The sequence below is a fragment of the Curtobacterium sp. NPDC089185 genome, assembly GCF_040685235.1.
GTDB classification, from domain to species: domain Bacteria; phylum Actinomycetota; class Actinomycetes; order Actinomycetales; family Microbacteriaceae; genus Curtobacterium; species Curtobacterium citri.
The window spans coordinates 49,107-67,345 of record NZ_JBFBHK010000013.1; the positions used below are offsets into that span (position 1 = coordinate 49,107).

Here is an 18,239-nt window from a genome sequence, read left to right on the forward strand (position 1 = left end):
GTGGCGGATCGGATCGCGGACGATCGCTTCGTGTGTCGGGTCACGGTGCCTTCCCTGGCTCGGCCGCGGGGACACGCCCCCGCTGTCCGAAACCTAGGGGGCGCGGAGCACCCCGCGGATCATCCTGCGGGATGACGCGCGCCCGCCGTCCGGCCAGCTGGCCTGACAGAGGGGGCGACGCGACGGACGGGAGGCGCGGTGCCGGGCCGGCGCCGCGCCTCCCGTCCGCCACCGGGTCGCCGTGACGGCCCTGCGGTCAGGACCGACGGCGGCGCGCCAGGGCGGCGACCACGGACGCCAGGACGAGCACCCCGGCGAGCGCCGCCGAGCACCAGGCCACCACCCGGGCGGCCTGCGCCGCGTCGAACTGGCTGCGCGTCGCGACGAGCGCGAAGTCGCCGGAGTGCGCCCACGGGAACGCGGGTGCGAGCGGCCACGCGGTCCGCTCGGCCAGCACGGCGACGACGACCGCGCAGACGGCGAGGGCGGCCAGCACGAGCGCGGGCGTCTGTCGGCGGAGGCGGGAGCGCATCCGGGCAGGCTACCGGTGCGCCGGCGGGACGTCGCTCGTCGGGAGCGCCGGACCCGGTCGCCGACCAGACTGGTCACCGTGATCGAACACCTCAGTCTCCCCGCCCCGCTCGAGGTCCCCGACCGGGCGACGGTCCTGCGTCGCGCCACGTCGGACGACCTGGGTGCCATCGTGCGGCTGCTCGCCGACGACCCGGTGAGTGCCGGACGCGGTGACACGGCGGCCACGGACGACGTCGGGGCGTACGCGTCGGCGCTCGACGAGGTCATCCGCGACCCCGGTAACGACCTCCTCGTCGCGGTCGACGCCGACGGCTCCGTCGTCGCGACCCTGCAGCTGACACGCATTCCCGGCATGGCCCGTCGCGGCAGCACCCGGCTGCTGGTCGAGGCGGTCCGCGTGGCCAGCAGCCGTCGGTCCCTCGGGATCGGCGGCGGGCTGATGCGCTGGGTCGTCGACCGCGCGGCGCCCGAGCTCGGGGCGTCCCTCGTCCAGCTGACCTCGGACGCCGCGCGCGTCGACGCGCACCGGTTCTACCGGCGGCTCGGGTTCGTCGACTCGCACGTGGGGTTCAAGTACCGCCTCCCGACTGCGGACTGACGGCTGGTCAGACGGTCGCCTCCGTGTGCCGGACCTTGCCGACCACGACGTCGACGATGCCCGCCACGAGCGCGGCCGCGACGAACGCCAGGGACACCCCGAGCCCCAGCGGCAGCCCCTGCGCGTAGTCGCCCTTCGTGCTCGCGAGCGCCGAGTAGAAGACGCTGCCGACCGCCGCGATGCCGATCGCCGACCCGACGCGGGCGCCGACCTGGATGAGACCGCCGGCCGAGCCGCCCTGCTCCACCGGGACCTCGGAGAGCGTGAGCGTCTGGTTCGGCGAGATCGTGAGCCCGGAGCCGATGCCCCCGACCAGGAGCGGCAGCACCAGCCACCAGCCGAGGTTCGGTCCGTAGTGGTTCGCGACCACCCACACGACACCGCCGAGCCCGATGAGGACCAGGACCGTGCCGACGACGATGAGCTGCCGGCCGAATCGGTGCACGACCCGTCCACCGATCGTCGAGGCGACGCCGGAACCGATCGCGAAGGGCACCGAGGCCAGGCCGGCGAGCAGCGCCGAGTAGTGCAGGCCGGACTGCAGCGCGAGCGTCAGGACGAAGAACAGCGGGGTGAAGCCGGCGAAGTAGACCGTGGCCAGGCCGACGCCGAGCGAGAACGACCGACGGCGGAAGAGCCCGAGGTCGATGACCGGCTCCTTCGTCCGGCCGTAGCGGCGCTCCCAGAGCACGAACAGGACGGCGAACACGACTGCGGCGACGACCAGCCACCACTTCGCGTTGCTCTTCCACTGCTCCGACTGCACGAACGGCAGCAGCAGGGCGACCACCGCGGCACCGAGCAGCACGATGCCGACCGGGTCGAAGTCGTGCCGGCGACCGCGTTCCTTCGTCGCCGCGGCGGGCAGGTAGCGGAAGGCCAGGAGGATCGTGACGAGTCCCACGGGCAGGTTCACGAAGAAGACGAAGCGCCAGCCGTTCTCGGTGCCGAACGCGGTGATGAGCAGCCCGCCGATCAGGGGGCCGATCGCGGTCGCGATGCCGACGGTGGCACCGAACAGCCCGAACGCGGTGCCGCGCTCCTTGCCGCGGAACAGCTGCTGGATGAGCGCTGTCACCTGGGGTGTGAGCAGACCGCCCGCGAAGCCCTGCACGAGGCGGGCGATCACCAGGACGAGCCCGTTCGGGGCGAACCCGCAGAGCGCACTCGCGACCGTGAACAGTCCGACGCCGATGACGAACATCCGCCGTCGGCCCGAAGCGTCGCCGAGACGACCGCCGGGGACGAGCAGCAGGCCGAACGCCAGGGCGTAGCCGGACAGGATCCACTGCACGGCCTCGGGCGAGGCGCCGGGCAGGCCGCTCGAGATCGACTGCAGTGCGACGTTGACGATCGACACGTCGAGCAGCACGATGCCGCCGCCGAGCAGGCAGATGACGAGCGCCTTCCAGCGGTTCGGGTCCGGCTCGTCGCCGCCACCCCCAGGGCCGCCGCGCCGGTCGGCAGGCTCCTGCTGGGTGGACGACTGCTGGGTGGACGACTGCTCGGTGGTCGACTGCTCGGTGGGGTGCTGCTCGGCCTGCTCCACCTCGGGGTGCTCGGCGGTCGCGGCGTGGTGCGCGGTGTGGTGCGCGACGGTGGGAGCCCCATCGGGCTCGACGGATCTGCGGTGTTCGGCTGCCATGACGATCCCACGCTAGGCCGACCCCTCCCCGCGGTCCGCAGGATGTGCGGTCGCTGTCCCCCACTGCCCCAGACTGGGCCGATGGACACCTGCCCGTTCTGCCGCATCATCGACGGCAGCACCCCCGCGACGTGGGTCGAGCGCGAGGAGCACGCGGTCGCGTTCGCACCCCTGCCCGACTCGGCCCTCGCCCCCGGGCACACCCTCGTGGTGCCGGTCGCGCACACCGCGGACCTGCTGAGCGCCGACCCCACCTCGCTCGCCGCGTGCACGGCGCTCGCGCGACGGGTGGCCCGCGCGATGCGGGGCGCCCTCGACGCGACCGGCACCGTCCTGCTGCAGGCCTCCGGCGCCGACGCCGGGCAGAGCGTGCCGCACCTGCACTTCCACGTCGTGCCGTGCTGGTCGGACGACGGTACGACGCACTGGCCCGCGCGGCGGTCCGCACACGTCGTCGACGGCGACCCGTACGCGGCGGTCGCGTCGATGTTCGAGTAGCACGGTCCGCCGATGTCATCCCGCAGGAGCACGACGGTCCTCCTCTGAGACGATCCCCGCGCCGGCGCGGTCCGCTGTGATCAGAGCACACACCACGAAAGGCCCGACATGCCCCGCACCACCACGACCGTCCTGACCGTCGGCGCGCTCGCGCTCGCCGCGGTCGCCCTGACCGGCTGCTCCGCCCTCGGCGACGCCGCGCACGACCGCCTGACCTCCGAGGCGTCCAGCCGCGCCGACCTGGAGTCCGCTCCCGCGTGGCTGCCGGACGACGCGACGGCCATCACCTCCGTGACGGGCACCGGCGGCGGTCCCTCCGACACCGCACCGACGACGCTGGTCTTCACGAGCCGTGCCGGCGTGACCGCGGACGGCTGCCGGACCACCCCGCGGAAGTCGGCGCCGACCATGGACGCCGACGGCGCACCCGACGTCTACGAGGCGACGTCCGTGCTGCAGTGCGGCGGGTGGTCGATGACCGCGAAGGGCGACCGCTGGGTCGCGTGGACGCCGAACCCGGGCGACGGCGGGTCCTGAGCATGCCCCGTCACCGCGGCCGGCGTCGGCGAGGCGACCACCGCCTCCCGTTCCGGCTCCTCGTCGAGGACCCCGCCACCGTCTCGGTCGCCGCGCTGTCCGCCGGGCTCGGCGCCCTGGTGGTGACCGGGGCGGCGGCCGCACGGCGGATCGTCGAGCTCGGGGACCGCACCGGGTCGAGCGCCACGGTCGCCCTCATCCTGCCCGTCGTGGCGTGGGTGTTCATCGGGGTCGCGCTGTACGTCAGCGCCGTCGTCGCGTCGAACACCTGCGCGACCGTGATCGCCGGCCAGACCCGGTCCCTCGCCCTGCAGCGCCTGCTCGGCGCGACCGGCGCCCGGCTCCGCCGGCAGGTCACCCGGACCGGTCTGGTCAGCGGACTCGTCGGTGCCGTCGTCGGGACCGTGCTCGGCACGCTCGTCGCCGACGCCGCCCTCGCCGTCGCTGCCGCGGCCGGGACGCTCCCGCCGCTCGGCGTGCTCGCGCCGCCGGCACTCCTGCCGGTCGGGCTGCTCGTCGCCGCGATCACCACGCTCGCGTTCCGCATCGGTTCGCGGGCGGTCCTCGCCATCCCGCCGCTGCGCGCGCTCGAGTCCGGTGTCGAGCCGCCGCCCGGCACGACCCGGTCCGTGGGACGCACGGTCACCGCCGCGGCGCTCTTCCTGTCGGGCGCCACGGGACTCGGCGTCGCCGTCGTCCTCGGGGCGTCGACCGTCGACGCGCTGCTGCTCGCCGTGGGCTGCGGTGCCCTGTCGTTCACCGGGGTCGTCGTCGCGTCGCCGGTCCTGCTGCCCGCCGTCCTCCGCCTGGTGGCTGCCGCGACCGCCCGCTCGGTCGTCCCCGCCATGGCCGCGCGCAACTCCCTGCGTGCACCGAGGCGGACCGCCCGTGCGACCGTCGGCCTGCTCATCGCCGTCACGCTCATGGCGACGTTCGCGGTGGGCTTCGCGACGTACGCGAGCATGCTCTCGCAGCAGGCCGCCGGCGACCCGGAGTACTACCGCGGCATCGAGGAGCAGTTCGACCAGCTGGCGGTCATGTTCACCGGTCTCGTCGGCGCTGCCGGGGTCATCGCCGCCGCCGGCGTGGTCGCGGTCACCGCGCTGACGATCGCGCAGCGCGGCCGTGAGCTCGGCCTGCTCCGGGTGGTGGGCGCGACCCGGCAGCAGGTCCGCGCGCTCGTGCTCGTCGAGACGGCGATCACCATCGCCGTGGCCGTCGTGCTCGGCGTCCTGCTCGGCACGGCCTACGGCTGGGCGGGGGCGTACACGCTGCTCGGGGCCACGAAGGGTGCCACGCTCATCGCCCCCGTCGTGCCGGGGTGGCTGGTGGTCGTCGTGCTCGTCGGGGCGTCGGCGACCGGGCTCGCCGCCGCGCTCGGTCCGGCCGCACGGGCCGTCCGGGCAGCCCCGGTGGCGGCGCTCCGGTACGAGTAGGCGGAGCGGGACCGGGGCGGCTGGACGGCTGCGGCGGTGCGAGCGCTAGAACCAGCGGAGCAGGAGCTGCTCCACGACGTTCCGCGCGATCCCCAGTGGTCCGGCGACGGGCTCGCCGGAGTCCCGCCCCACCGCGCGGAGCAACGCGTCCTGCGCGGCCCGGTGGTCGTGCCGCTCGTCCTCGGACCACGACTCCGGCGGGGTCGTCCGGGCGGTGCTGACGGCCTCGACACGCGCCGCTCCGTACCGGAACCCGACGGGTCGCGGGGCGGACTCGATCATCGCGGCGACGCGCTCGTGGGAGTACGTGTCCGTGCACCCCGTCGCGCGTCGGACCAGGTCCGTCAGCCCGCGCAGGCCGGCCTCCGACGACACAGACCGCACCTGCACGATCCGCGCGCGGCTGCACAGGTCGTACAGCAGGCCCTCGTCGACCGCCGTCACCGGTCGCCGCCCCGACCGGAGCCGACCGCCGTCACCGGTCCTCGCCCGGGTCGGAGCCCGCGGCCCGGCGGACGAGGTCGCGGAGCCGTTCCTCGACGTCGTCGGTCCACTCGACGACCGCGTACGAGGTGGCCCACATCGCGCCGTCGTCGAGCGCCGCGTCCTGCTGGAACCCGACCGTGGCGTACCGGGACCCGAACTTCGCGGCCGGCTGCACGAACGTCACCACCTTGCCGTCCCGGGCGTACGACGGGAAGCCGTACCAGGTCTTCGGTTCGAGGTGCGGCGCGACCTCCGTCACCAGGACGTGGAACCGGGAGGCCAGGGTCCGGTCGAAGCCGGTCAGCTGTTCGATGGCGACGGTGCAGGCCTCGCGTTCGGCGTCCCGCTTCGCCGCACCCTTCAGACCCCTCGTCGCCCGGCGCTCGTCGGCGGCCTGCTGCATCGCGGCGCGTTCCGCCTCGCTGAACACGGTCCCCATCTCGACTCCCTCGTCAGGGGCGGTGCGTCCACCGCCGTCCTCGGCCGGTGCCACGCGGAACCGGTCACCGAGCATCATGCCGCACCCACGGCGAGCGCGGCGGTCGCACCGAGGGTCAGCCGGTCACGGGGTCCGTGCCGCTCCGACCTCGGCCGTCGCCCGCTCCCGGAACCGCTCCGCCGCCGGGGTCGGCACGCGGTCGAGCGTTCCGTCCGCCGCCTCCTCGAGCCGGACGAGCCCCATGCGGCGCAGGTACGGCGTCTTCCGGTCGCTCGCCGCGCGGTCGGCCACGACGTCCGCCGGCAGCACGAACTCCTCGACGTTCCGCCCACCCGCCGCGTACGACCAGTCGACGAAGTCGAAGAGCGGCCACCAGGTGAACCCGCGCAGGTCGACGCCGTCCGCCACGAGCCCGCGCACCGCGTCGGCTGCGTCCGCGACCCAGGCCGAGCGACGGTCGTCGTCGCCCTCGATCGAGGTCTCGGTGACGACCATGGGGATCCCGTACCGGTCGTCGAACCGACGGAGGGCCTCGACGAGCCCGGCGGTCCACCGGTCGTGCGCGTGCTGGACGACCCGGCCGTCCTCGACCGTGAGCTGCCGCGGCGTGAGGTCCGGGTAGTAGTTCACGCCGAGCAGGTCGACGGCGACCGCGCCCTCCACCAGCGCCCGCAGCGCGGTGGGTGTCGCCCCGTGGTCGAGGAGCCAGTCGTGCGCGGGGTGCTCTGCCGTGACCCGTCCGAGCACCAGGTCGGTCGGGACGGTCCCGAGCAGCTCGAGCAGGGCTGCCTCCGCCACCACCGCGGTGCCGCCGTCCACCGGTCGGACGAGCGTGCTCGCCTCGACGTGCACGATCACGGCCTGCGGGTTCGCCGCCCGGACGGCGCGGACGGTCCGCTGGATGCCGTCGACGATGCCGAGCACCACCCGGGTCCACCCGTCCCACCCGGTGAGGCCCGGGGGCCACACGCCCCGCAGCCCGGCGAACGAGGCCGTCGTGATCGGTTCGTTGAGGGGGGTGACGTGGTCGACCACACCGGCGTACCGCCGGGCGAAGGCCTCCGCGAACTCGGCCACGACCGCCGGGTACCGCGGGTCGGCGAACGAGTCGTCGAGCCACGTCGGTGTGCCGTAGTGCACCAGGTCGGCGATGACCGTCACCCCGCCGGCCGCGGCGTGCGGCAGGCGCTCGTCGAGCTCCGACCAGTCGAAGCGGCCGGGTCCGAGGTGCACACGGGGCCAGTCGACGCCGTACCGCAGCGCCGTGGCGCCGAGGTCACGGACCGCGTCGAGGTCGCTCCGCCACGCTCGGTCGTGCCCGGTCAGCGCGTGCTCGTCGAGCGGCGCCATCGCGAACCGGGCCGGCGGGTGCACGCAGGTGTCCTCGATGCCGAGCGCCCAGGTGAACGTGCCGCGGGCGAAGGCGGACGGGCCGGTCACTTCAGCCCCGAGGTGGCGACACCGGCGACGAAGTACTTCTGCGCGAAGAAGAACCCGACGGCGATCGGCAGCAGCGAGATCACCGCACCGGCGAGCAGGACCGCGTGGTCGGTCACGTGCGCCCCGCCGAACAGCGTCAGTCCGGCGGGCAGCGTCAGCATGTCGTTCGACGTGCTCACGACGAGCGGCCAGAGCAGGTCGTTCCACAGGGCCATGCCGTTGAGCACGGCGACGGTCGCGATCGCGGGCTTCGCCAGCGGCAGGATCACCTGCCAGTAGATCCGCCAGTGCCCGGCGCCGTCGATGCGCGCCGCCTCGTCGAGCTCCGGCGGGATGTCGATGAAGAACTGCCGGAACAGGAAGATCCCGAACGCGCTCGTCGCCCGCGGGATGATCAGCCCCTGGTAGGTGTTCAACCAGCCGAGGTGGAACAGCTCGACGAACACCGGGATGAGCGTCACCTGGAACGGCACCATGAGCGTCGCGATGACGAGCACGAACGCCACGTTCCGCCCGACGAACCGCATGCGGGCCAGTGCGTACGCGCACATCGAGTCGAAGAGCAGCGTCAGCACGGTCGTGACGACGGTGAACACGAACGAGTTGAGCAGCAACCGCAGGAACGGCAGTTGCGACCACACCCCCTGGTACCCGTGCAGCGTGATGCTCGTCGGGAACAGCGAGGCGGGGTGGCCGAACAGGTCGGCCTCGGACCGGAACGACCCGCTCACCATCCAGACGAACGGCACGAGCGCGAACACCAGCCCGATGCCGAGGTACACCCACTTCAGGACGGAGCCGGTGACGACGAGGCCGCTCCGACGACCGTGTCGCCGGGCGCGTCGGTCGGGGTCCGGCCGGGAGGCACGGGTCGGCTCCGCCACGGGCGGTCGCCGGGTGAGCGCGTCAGTCGACATCGTCGTAGCGGAACAGTCGGAGCTGCAGGAGCGAGATGAGCATGATGATCACGAAGAGGACCCAGGAGATGGCCGACGCGTAGCCGGTCTGGTAGTCGACGAAGCCGTCGCGGTAGAGCAGGTTCACGAGCGAGTCGGTGGCGAACACGGGTCCGCCGCCGGTCATCACGTAGACGAGGTCGAAGACCTGGAACGACTGGATCGTCAGGATCATCGACGTGAAGAGCAGGGTCGGGCGGATGCTCGGCAGCGTGATGCGCCAGGTCGTCTGCCAGCGGTTCGCGCCGTCGAGCTCGGCCGCCTCGTACCGTTCTGCGGGGACGCCCTTGAGCCCGGCGATGAACAGGATCATCGCGAAGCCGATGCTCTTCCACACCGACACGAGGATCACGGTCGGCAGGGCGAGCGAGGTGGACTGCAGCCAGGCGACGCTCGGGAGCCCGAACAGTGCGGTCAGGCCGCCGACGAGCCCGATGTCGGGGTCGAGCAGGAACTTCCAGACCAGGCCGATCGTGACGAGCGACACGATGGTCGGGAAGAAGAACACCGACCGGACGATCCGGTTGAGCAGGGTGTCCCGCTGCAGCAGGAGCGCGGCCACGAAGCCGAGCACCACGAGCAGGACGACGGAGACGACCGTGTACTCGAGCGTCACGCGCAGCGCGTTCCAGAACTGCGGGTCGCGGGTGAGCTGCACGTAGTTCCCGAGGCCGACGAACTGCTGCGATGCGGCGCCCACCGTCCAGTCGAAGAACGAGTAGTACAGCGACCGGAGGATCGGGAACAGGACGAACACGCCGAGGATGAGCAGTGACGGCGCCATGAAGAGCCAGGCCGGCTGGAAGCGGCGCGCTCGACGGCGGGTGGGGCGCGCCTCCCGGCCGGTGGCGGAGGCGGGGGCCCCGTCACGCGCACCGCGTGACGGGGCCGACCCGAGGAGTTGGTCGGTCACTTGCTGCAACCCGTCAGGCCGTCGATGGTCGACGCGGCCTCCTTCGTCGCGTCGGCGACCGAGGTGCCGCGGGTGATCTTGCCGATCATCGGCACGTAGGCGTCGGAGTCGACCTTCGTGGCGTTCTCGACGTGCGGCAGGTACAGCCGGGCGTCGCCGACCTGGCTCGCGAACACCGACACCGTCGGGTCGGCCTGCAGCTTCGCGTCGTCGGTCAGGTCGGTGCGGAGCGGCGGGAAGCCGGTCTGCAGCGAGAACTTCTGCTGCGCGGTCTTCGACGTCCAGTAGGCCAGGAACTGCTGCGCCTGCTCCGGGTACTTCGTCTTCGCCGAGATCGACAGCGGCGCGATCGACCCGAGCGTGCTCGACTTGCCGTCGACGCCGACCGGGACCTTCACGATGCCGAGGTCGATCCCGGCGCTCTCGTACCCGGACGCGGCCCACGGTCCGTTGATCTCCATCGCGGCCTTGCCGGCGGAGAACAGCGAGTCGGCTTCGGCACCGGTGAGCCCGACCGGGCTGACCCCGTCCTTCGCCACCAGGTCACCCCAGGTCTCGAGGCCCTGCTTCGACGCGCTCGTCTGGACGGCGCTGCAGCCCTTGCCCGTGACGATGTCGCCGCCCTCGAGCCACTGCAGGACCGGCCACATCTGGATGGTCTGGTTGTCGGCGAGCGCGATGCCGTACTTCCCACCGGTGGTGAGCTGCTTCGCGTCGGCCGCCATCTCCTGGACGGTCGTCGGCGGGTTCGCGATGCCGGCTTCCTGGAAGAGCTTCTTGTTGTAGTACAGGCTCAGCGTCGCGAAGTTCGCGGGGACGCCGTAGAGCTTGCCGTCGTAGGTGAACTCGTCGACCGTCCCGGGGGCGAACTGCGCGGTGTTGATCTTGCTGTCACCGCTGCCGGTCATCGTGATGGGCAGCACCGAGTTCGTCTTCACGTACTGCGCGACGGCGTTCGGGTCCGAGCTGACCGCGGCGACGTCGGGGCCCTGTCCGGTGAGCCACGCGGACGGCAGCTTCTGCTGGATGGTGTCCCAGGGCTGGACGGTCATGTCGACCTTGATCTTCGGGTGGGCCTTCTCGAAGTCCTGCACGATGGTGGCGTAGCCGGGGCGGTCGCCGCCGGTGAAGCCGGTCCAGACCTTCAGGGTGACGGGGCCGTTCGTGCTCGCGGATCCCCCGGCCGAGCAGCCGGTCAGGACGAGGGCGAGGGCGGCGGCCCCGGAGACGACCGCGAGGGTCGTGCGCGTGTGCTTCATCGTTGTAACGCTCCTTTGCGTCGCAGGGGTGCGCGGGTCGGTGTTCGGTGTCGGACGGTGCGCTGTGGTGGATGGGGAGAGGATGAGCTCAGGGGGCGGGGGACCTCGCGTCGTCGTCGCAGCCGCAGGAACCGCGGAGGACGACCTCGACGGGCAGCTCGGTGTGCTGCCCCGTCGTGCTGGGGGTGCGACGGTCGACCAGGTCGAAGAGGCGCTCGGTGGCGATGCGCCCCATCTCCTCGGCCGGCACCCGCACGGTGGTGATGCCCGGGGTGGTGACCCGGGCGAGTCCGAAGTCGTCGAACCCGACCACGGAGACGTCGTCGGGTACTCGGATGCCTGCTCGGCGCAGGACCCGCAGGCCCCCGACGGCCATGTCGTCGTTGGCGAAGACGATGCCGTCGTGCTCGGCGCCGGACGCCAGGACCTGCTCGACCGCCGCGGCGCCGGACGCCTCGGACAGGTCGCCCTCGACGACGGCGACGTCGGACAGTCCGTGCGTGTCCGCGGCCCGGAGGAACCCGTCGCGCCGGTCGATGCCGGTCTGGTGGTCGAGCGTGCCGGTCACGTGCAGGAGCCGACGTCGGCCGTGCACGGTGACCAGGTGCTCGACGAGCCGTTCGGTCGCGGTGACGTCGTCGATGCCGACCGACACGGCACGTTCCAGGTGCGGGTAGTTGCCGATGAGGACCACGGGCAACCCGCTCGCGACCAGGGTCTGCACGTGGTCGTCGTCGATCGCGGCGCTGGTGACGATCGCACCGTCGGCGGTCCGGGACCGCATCACCCGCTCGTACGCGACACCACCCGAGGACGTGTCGGCGTTCGTGGAGACGATCACCTGGGCGTCGTGGGCGTTCGCCGCGGTCGACATGCCGGTGAGCACGTGCATGAAGTACAGGTGGCCGAACACGTGCGTCGACGAGTTCGGCACGATGAGGGCGACCGCGTCGGCACGCTGACTGCGCAGGGCCCGTCCGGCCGAGCTCGGCACGTAGCCGAGTTCGTCGGCAGCCTGCTTGACGGCGGCCCGTGTCTTCTCGCTGATCCGCTCGTGACCGGAGAGTGCCATGCTCGCGGCGGCCGAGGTCACCCCGACCGCGGCGGCGACGTCCTTCAGGGTCACGGACTTGGACACGGGGCGCCTCCTCGGAGTGGACGGGGCGGTTGTTTTATCGATTAACCGCTGCGGACAGTCTGCACCTGCTGAATCGATTGAGCAAGTGTTGTTGTGCGGCCGGACGGGAGGCGCGTGGCGGGACCGCCCCGCGCCTCCCGTCCGGCACCTGGATCAGTTAAAGCGGAACACCTGCGGCGCCTGGCCGTTGCAGTCGTACAGCTGCAGCGGCGTCTGGTTCGCGGTGTTGCCCGACGGGACGTCGAGGCACCGACCGGACTGCGGGTTCAGTACCGAGCCGTTCGCCTGCGGCACCCACTGCTGCCCACCGACCCCGTTGCACGTGTACAGCTCGAGGTGCGTGCCGTTCGCCGTCGCGTTGCCGTCGAGGTCCAGGCAGCGCCCGAGCGTGCGGATCGTGTGGTCGTTCGCGTTGTACGCCCACTGCTGGTCCGTCGTCTGCTCGTCGGTCAGCAGGGTCTGGCAGTCGAACACCTGCACCTGCTGCCCGTTCTGCTGCAGGTCGTTGCCCGCCACGTCGACGCACTTGCCGCCGATCGTGCCGATCGGCACCGCCGCGACGAACTTCTGCGCGGCGTTGCCGTTGCAGTCGTAGAGCTGCAGCGCGGTGCCGTTCGCGGTGTTGCCGGACGGATCGTCGAGGCACCGACCGGACTGCGGGTTCTTGATCGACCCGTCGGGCTGCACGATCCACTGCTGCCCGCCGACGCCGTTGCAGTCGTAGAGCTCGACCTGGGTGCCGTTCGCCGTGCCGTTGCCGTTCGCGTCCAGGCACCGTCCGAGCGTGCTCAGCGTGTGCACTCCGTACACGCTGCCGAGCCAGTGCTGGTCGGCGGCGAGGGTCCGGCAGTCGTAGAGCTGCACGACCGCGGTGTTGCCGCCGGTGTCGTCACCGGCGACGTCGATGCACTTGCCGCCGGGGCCGGTGGTGAACGCGCCGGGTCCCCCACCCGTCGAGACACCCTGGTAGCCCTGCGCGACGATGTTCGCCTGCACCGCGTCGTCCGCAGCGTCGGTCGAGTACCCGGTGGTCATCACGCCCTCGAAGAACGACTGCATGCCGCGGTTCGAGTTGTCGCCGCCCGCGCCGAGCACGATCGAGCCCTCGAGCTTCATCGGCGTGTAGCCCTGACCGTCGGCGTCCCTGTCCGTCGGCAGCGCACCCTCGTACCACTTCGACAGCGAGCCGCCCTGCGAGTCACCGCCCTTCAGCGCGAAGTTCGCGACGCCGTCGTTCTTGAGGAGCGCGGTGACGAACTTGCTCGCGTTGCCGGTGTTCGCCGTGTTGATCGCCGTCTTCCCCTCGTAGACGCCGTTCTCGATGTCGGCCTGCACCCAGGGCCCGCGGCCCGCGCTGCCCTTGCCGTTGAGCATCGACAGGTTCAGGGCGTCCATGTGCCCCTTGCCGGTGTCCTTCGCCTGGGTCTCGACGTTGCCGAAGTCGGAGCAGCAGCCGTGGTTGACGTTCGTGCCGCTCGCGACCTCGTACATCGACTCCGGACTGGCCCCGCGCGCGGTGCCCTTGGCGACCGTGCTCGAGATCCGGTAGGCGACCTGCTGCGGCATGAACACGCCGTAGGCCTTGTGCCCGGCGACCGTGACCGGCAGCGCAGCGGCGTCGGCGGCGTGGTTCGCGGGTCCCGCGTCCCCGGCGCCGGCGACCGTCAGGTCGTTGTGGTTGCTGGTCTGGTCGTAGATCTTCGGGATCGTGCACGTCGTGCCGGAGCAGAAGGCGTCCTGCGTCGCGGCGTTCGCGTACCCGCCCGCGGCGAGGAGCCCGACGTCGGTGGTCGCCCCGTCCGAGGCGCGCTGCACCTGGTAGAGCGGCCCGTTGTAGGCGGCGAAGAGCGCCCGGGTGGAGCTGTACGCGGCGACGCACGCGGTACCCGCGCCGCCGTAGGTGTCGCAGGGGCCGTTCGTGGCGGCGGAGGCGGTGCCGACGCCGAACGTCGTGGCGAAGAGGCTGCCCGTGACGAGTGCGAGGGCGCCGAGTGCGGCGGCGACCGTGCGCCGTCGTCGTGGGGATGGTCTGGTGGTGCGCATGGTGGAGCGGTTCCTTCCGAGCGTCGTTGCTGAGATGGCGGTCGTGAGCATCGGCGAACGATGCTTAAACGATTAAACAGATCATACGCGACGGAGCACGTCCGGGCCAGTGCCGATGGCCGATCAGCGACGGCCGACGCGGCTGCGACCCGGGCGCTTGCCTGCTCGTCTCGGCTCGACCACTCCGCGGGACCGACAGACCCCGCCGGTCGGTCGCCGGAGAACCGTCGCCCTGCCGTACCACTCGTGCAGCCGTGCCCCTTCCCCGGGGGCCACGGACGCCGTATGGTTTCCAGCGTTGTAAACGCGGCCGCCGAACCGGGCGACCGTGGTCACGGCCGTCGAACGGCCCGATGGACGACGTCGTCCACGAGGAGCACACTTGCGCGCCAACCCCGTCCGTTCCCGAGGGCAGCGCCGTGCGCTGTCCTCGGCCCTCGTCGCCGCGACCGCGCTGAGCATGCTCGGCCTCACGGCGCTCCCCGCCGCCGCGGACCCCGCGGCCGCCCGCACCGTCGTGTCCGGCCAGGCCCGGTTCGAGGTGCTCTCCCCCACCCTGATCCGGACCGAGTACGCCGGGGACTCGCGGTTCACCGACGGCAGCACGTTCAACGTCGTCGGCCGCGACGACTTCGCGCCGACACGGTTCACGAAGACCGAGCAGGACGGCTGGCTGACCATCGACACCGGGGCGATGCAGGTCCGGTACGAGGAGGGCTCGGGCCCGTTCACGCAGGACACCCTGCAGACCAGCCTGACCCTGCCGTCGGGGCAGCACGTCACCGGGACGCCGTGGGTCACGAAGCCGACCCCGTCCTGCACGATCGGGACGCTGTGCGAGGCCGAGGCGCTCGGGCTCAGCGGCCTCTCGCTCGCCACCGACCACGGCGGCTACACCGGCGCCGGGTTCGCCGCGGGCTTCGAGTCCGTCGGCAACGCGGTGTCCTTCACCACCACCGCGTCGACGACCGGCTCGTACGACCTCGCCCTCCGCTACGCGAACAGCCAGGGCGGCGACGGCAAGGTCGCCACCCGGACGCTCACCGTCACCGTCGACGGCGGGACTGCGCAGACGATCAGCCTCGCCCCGGGTGCGGACTGGGACGACTGGCGGACCACCACGGCCGCGGCACTCGACCTGACCGCCGGCACGCACACCGTCCGCATCGAGCGGACCGCAGGCGACTCCGGGCAGGTGAACGTCGACAGCCTGGCCCTCGTGCCGAGCGGCGCCGCCTACCCGGCGCCGTCGACCGCCGCCGGTGGGCAGGACTGCGCCTTCGGGGTCGTCTGCCAGGCCGAGGACGCGGCGTTGACCGCTCCCGCGGACACGGCCACGAACCACAACGGCTTCGCCGGCACCGGCTTCGTCGCCGGGTTCGAGCGCAGCGGCGCCCAGCTGACCGTGCACGTCACCGGCGTCCCGACGGCCGGCGACCACGTCCTCCAGGTCCGCTACGCCAACGGCTCCGCGACCGTCCCGACGCTGACCGCCGCGCCCGCGGGCCAGGCGGCGACCACGGCCGAGCTGCCGAGGACGAGCGGCTGGGACGACTGGAACACGGTGTCCGTCCCGGTGCACCTCGCCGCGGGGACGAACGACGTGGTGATCGGCTGCCCGACCGTCGCGGCGAACTGCAACGTCAACTTCGACACGGTGGCCGTCGTCGACACCGCATCGCCGGTGCTCGCGGCGCACGCCCCGCTCGGCGGGTACCGCCGCGACCTCGACACCGCGAACGGGTCCGTCAAGACCAACCCGGGCCTGCTGTACCAGGACGGTTGGTCGCTCCTCGACGACAGCGCCTCGGCCGGGTACGACCCGACGACGGACACCGTCACCCCCGCCGGTGACCACGGCGGGAAGCCGTACCAGGACGGCTACGTCTTCGGCTACGGCTCCGACTACCGCCACGCACTCCAGGAGCTCGCGGTCCTGACCGGACCGACGAAGCTCCTCCCCCGCTGGGCGTACGGCGTCTGGTACTCCGAGTACTACGACCGCTCGCAGGCCGACTACCTGGCGATCGCGAAGCGCTTCCGCGACGAGGGGGTCCCGGTCGACGTCATGGCGATCGACACGGACTACAAGACCGGCAGCACGACGAACGAGGGCGACAGCAAGTGGGACGGCTGGTCGGTCGACCCGGCCCGCATCCCGGACATGACCGGGCTGCTCGCCGACTGGCACGCCGAGGGCATCCACAACACCCTGAACATCCACCCGTCGATCTCGAGCAAGGACCCGAAGTTCGCGCAGGCGCAGGTCACCGCGAAGGGGAAGCTCACGAAGGGCGACGGCGACCGCTACCTGTTCGACTGGTCGGACCCCGACCAGCTCAAGGCCTACTTCGACCTGCACACGTCGATGCAGCCCGAGGGCGTCGACATGTGGTGGCTCGACTGGTGCTGCAGCGAGAACTCGAAGTACTCGGCGAACGGCGTCACCCCCGACGCCTTCATCAACCAGCAGTACGCGAAGGCGACGAACGAGGCCCTCGGCGGCCGCGGCCTGGCGTTCTCTCGGGCGTACGGCTCGCTGACCGCGGGCGGCTACGGCAACCCGCAGGCGGTCCCGACCGGGCCGTGGGCGGACAAGCGCACCACGGTGCACTTCACCGGCGACACCACGTCGTCGTGGGACATGCTCGCGGCCGAGGTCGGGTACACCCCGGGTGAGTCCGCAGCGACCGGCCTCGCGTCGATCAGCCACGACATCGGCGGTCACAACGGTGCGCAGTACGGCATCGAGGGCGCCGAGCCGGGCACGACCCAGCTGCCCGAGGACCTCTACGCCCGCTGGGTGCAGCTCGGGACCTTCCAGCCGATCGACCGCCTGCACAGCAACCACAGCGACCGGCTGCCCTGGCAGTACCCGGCCGCCGCGAACGCGTCGGCGAAGCAGTTCCTGAACCTCCGCGAGGACCTGCTCCCCCTGACGTACACCCTCGCCGCCCAGGCGACGGCGACCGGCACCCCGATCCTGCAACCGCTCTACCTGCAGTACCCCGAGGCGCAGCAGTCCTACGCCCAGGCCGGCTCCGAGTACCTGTACGGCGCGGACGTCCTCGTCGCCCCGGTCACGACCGCGAACGACGCGGACACCGGCACCGCCACCCGCTCGGTGTGGTTCCCGGCCGGCAGCTCCTGGACCGACTGGTTCACGGGGAAGACCTACGCCGGTGGCACCACCGCCGACGTGACGACCGGACTCGACAGCATGCCCGTGTTCGTGAAGAGCGGTGGGATCGTCCCGACCCGCTCGCACCACGTCGCGAACGACGCGGCACCGCTCGACGCCGTCACCCTGACGGTGGCGACCGGCGCGGACGGCGCCTTCGACCTGTACGAGGACGCCGGTGAGGGCGCGACCAGCACGGCGGACGTGCGCGGGAAGGCGGCGGCGAGCAGTGCCTCCACGGCCGTCCGCTACACGCAGCAGGCGACCGGCGGCACGCTCGACATCGCCCCGGTGGACGGCACGTTCACGGGCCAGGTGCAGGACCGTTCGTGGACCGCGACCTTCCGCGACGCGGACCGTCCGCGCACCGTGACCGTCGACGGCCGTCCGGTCGCCGACACGGCGTGGAACTACGACGCCGCCACGCGCACGATCAGCGTGCCGGTCGACGAGCGGTCCGTGACCGAGCACACGGTCGTGCGGTTCAGCAGCGAGGCAGCCGCGACCCCGACGCTCCGGGTCGCGGACCCGCAGGTCGCCGCGGGTGCCGTGCAGACCGTGACGGGTGCGGGCTTCCCGGCCGACACCGACGTGGCGCTCGCCACCACGCCGGACCTCGGTGGCGCCACCGCGCACACCGACGCGGCCGGCGCGTTCTCGGCCGAGCTGACGGTGCCGGCCACCGCGTCCGGCCGGGTCACGGTGACGGCGTCGGTGGGTGACACGGTGCTCGCCCGGGCGGCGTTCACGGTGACGCCCGCGGCGTCCGGGCCGGGTGCAACGCCGACCCCGACGCCCGGTGCGACGCCGGGAGGCGGCTCGCCCGGCGGGTCCGGTCCGGCGGCGGGTGCCGACGGAGCGGGGGCTGCCCCGGGCTCGGACGCAGCCGGGGGCCGTGACGGTGCCCTCGCGTGGACGGGTGCGGACCTGCTGCCGCTGGCGCTGCTGGCCGCGGGACTGCTCGCCGCAGGCGGGGTCGTGCTGACGGTGCGTCGCCGACGTCGCGTGCGCGGCTGACGGTCCGACGGCGTGACGGACGGGAGGGCCGCCACCATGGTCGCCGCACCGGTCGCCGTGAGCACGTCGCCCCAGATGGCCAGCGTGCCGAGCGCCGAGGCGACCGCCGCCTGGGCGCC

At 72.5% G+C, this 18,239-nt stretch carries 15 protein-coding genes; 5 read left to right on the plus strand and 10 right to left on the minus strand.

The genetic code is table 11. The features are described from left to right. Positions 1–256: 256 nt before the first annotated feature. Complete coding sequence (locus tag AB0N84_RS13065; RefSeq protein WP_289459834.1) at positions 257–532, minus strand: hypothetical protein; 276 nt, start codon at positions 530–532, stop codon at positions 257–259. A gap of 78 nt (positions 533–610) precedes the next feature. Here AB0N84_RS13065 and AB0N84_RS13070 point away from each other — a divergent pair, with 78 nt between their 5' ends. Next, positions 611–1,132 carry a GNAT family N-acetyltransferase gene (locus tag AB0N84_RS13070; RefSeq protein WP_363546970.1) on the plus strand — a complete coding sequence of 174 codons (522 nt, stop codon included), beginning with the start codon at positions 611–613 and terminating at the stop codon, positions 1,130–1,132. Positions 1,133–1,139: 7 nt separating this feature from the next. Here AB0N84_RS13070 and AB0N84_RS13075 read toward each other — a convergent pair whose 3' ends face one another. Next, positions 1,140–2,777, minus strand: a complete 1,638-nt coding sequence (locus AB0N84_RS13075; RefSeq protein WP_363546973.1) for an MFS transporter — start codon at positions 2,775–2,777, stop codon at positions 1,140–1,142. Positions 2,778–2,858: 81 nt separating this feature from the next. On the opposite strand from AB0N84_RS13075, the gene AB0N84_RS13080 reads away from it, so the two are divergent. The 3 genes from AB0N84_RS13080 (at position 2,859) to AB0N84_RS13090 (ending at position 5,248) form a co-directional block, all read left to right on the plus strand. After that, on the plus strand, positions 2,859–3,275 hold the full coding sequence (locus tag AB0N84_RS13080; protein ID WP_363546976.1) for an HIT domain-containing protein: 417 nt from the start codon (positions 2,859–2,861) through the stop codon (positions 3,273–3,275). A gap of 108 nt (positions 3,276–3,383) precedes the next feature. Then, positions 3,384–3,812: a hypothetical protein gene (locus AB0N84_RS13085; RefSeq protein ID WP_363546979.1), complete on the plus strand. Its 429-nt coding sequence runs from the start codon at positions 3,384–3,386 to the stop codon at positions 3,810–3,812. A 2-nt stretch (positions 3,813–3,814) separates the two neighbouring features. Next, positions 3,815–5,248: an FtsX-like permease family protein gene (locus AB0N84_RS13090; protein ID WP_363546982.1), complete on the plus strand. Its 1,434-nt coding sequence runs from the start codon at positions 3,815–3,817 to the stop codon at positions 5,246–5,248. Positions 5,249–5,293: 45 nt separating this feature from the next. On the opposite strand, the gene AB0N84_RS13095 is transcribed toward AB0N84_RS13090, so the two are convergent. The 8 genes from AB0N84_RS13095 to AB0N84_RS13130 all read right to left on the minus strand — a co-directional run bounded on the left by AB0N84_RS13095 (position 5,294) and on the right by AB0N84_RS13130 (position 13,973). Next, a complete protein-coding gene (locus tag AB0N84_RS13095) occupies positions 5,294–5,692 on the minus strand; it encodes a hypothetical protein (protein WP_363546985.1) in 399 nt (132 codons plus the stop codon). A 31-nt stretch (positions 5,693–5,723) separates the two neighbouring features. Continuing rightward, complete coding sequence (locus tag AB0N84_RS13100; protein ID WP_363547005.1) at positions 5,724–6,173, minus strand: hypothetical protein; 450 nt, start codon at positions 6,171–6,173, stop codon at positions 5,724–5,726. Positions 6,174–6,296: 123 nt separating this feature from the next. Next, complete coding sequence (locus AB0N84_RS13105; protein ID WP_363546988.1) at positions 6,297–7,613, minus strand: family 1 glycosylhydrolase; 1,317 nt, start codon at positions 7,611–7,613, stop codon at positions 6,297–6,299. Continuing rightward, positions 7,610–8,530, minus strand: a complete 921-nt coding sequence (locus tag AB0N84_RS13110) for a carbohydrate ABC transporter permease (protein WP_220456199.1) — start codon at positions 8,528–8,530, stop codon at positions 7,610–7,612. The genes AB0N84_RS13105 and AB0N84_RS13110 overlap by 4 nt, the downstream gene beginning before the upstream one ends. Then, the gene (locus tag AB0N84_RS13115; protein WP_069712929.1) at positions 8,520–9,482 is read right to left on the minus strand and encodes a sugar ABC transporter permease; all 963 of its coding nucleotides are present in this window, start codon (positions 9,480–9,482) and stop codon (positions 8,520–8,522) included. The genes AB0N84_RS13110 and AB0N84_RS13115 overlap by 11 nt, the downstream gene beginning before the upstream one ends. Beyond that, positions 9,479–10,741, minus strand: coding sequence for an ABC transporter substrate-binding protein (locus AB0N84_RS13120; RefSeq protein ID WP_289459841.1), 1,263 nt, complete (start codon positions 10,739–10,741; stop codon positions 9,479–9,481). Before AB0N84_RS13120 ends, AB0N84_RS13115 begins: the two co-directional genes overlap by 4 nt. 88 nt (positions 10,742–10,829) lie before the next feature. Further along, positions 10,830–11,879, minus strand: a complete 1,050-nt coding sequence (locus AB0N84_RS13125) for a LacI family DNA-binding transcriptional regulator (protein ID WP_289459842.1) — start codon at positions 11,877–11,879, stop codon at positions 10,830–10,832. Positions 11,880–12,032: 153 nt separating this feature from the next. Beyond that, positions 12,033–13,973 (minus strand): arabinofuranosidase catalytic domain-containing protein, encoded by a 1,941-nt coding sequence (locus AB0N84_RS13130; protein ID WP_363546993.1) that lies wholly within the window; start codon positions 13,971–13,973, stop codon positions 12,033–12,035. A gap of 331 nt (positions 13,974–14,304) precedes the next feature. Between AB0N84_RS13130 and AB0N84_RS13135 the strand changes: the two genes are divergently transcribed. After that, positions 14,305–18,120 (plus strand): TIM-barrel domain-containing protein, encoded by a 3,816-nt coding sequence (locus tag AB0N84_RS13135; protein WP_363546996.1) that lies wholly within the window; start codon positions 14,305–14,307, stop codon positions 18,118–18,120. Positions 18,121–18,239 lie beyond the last annotated feature (119 nt).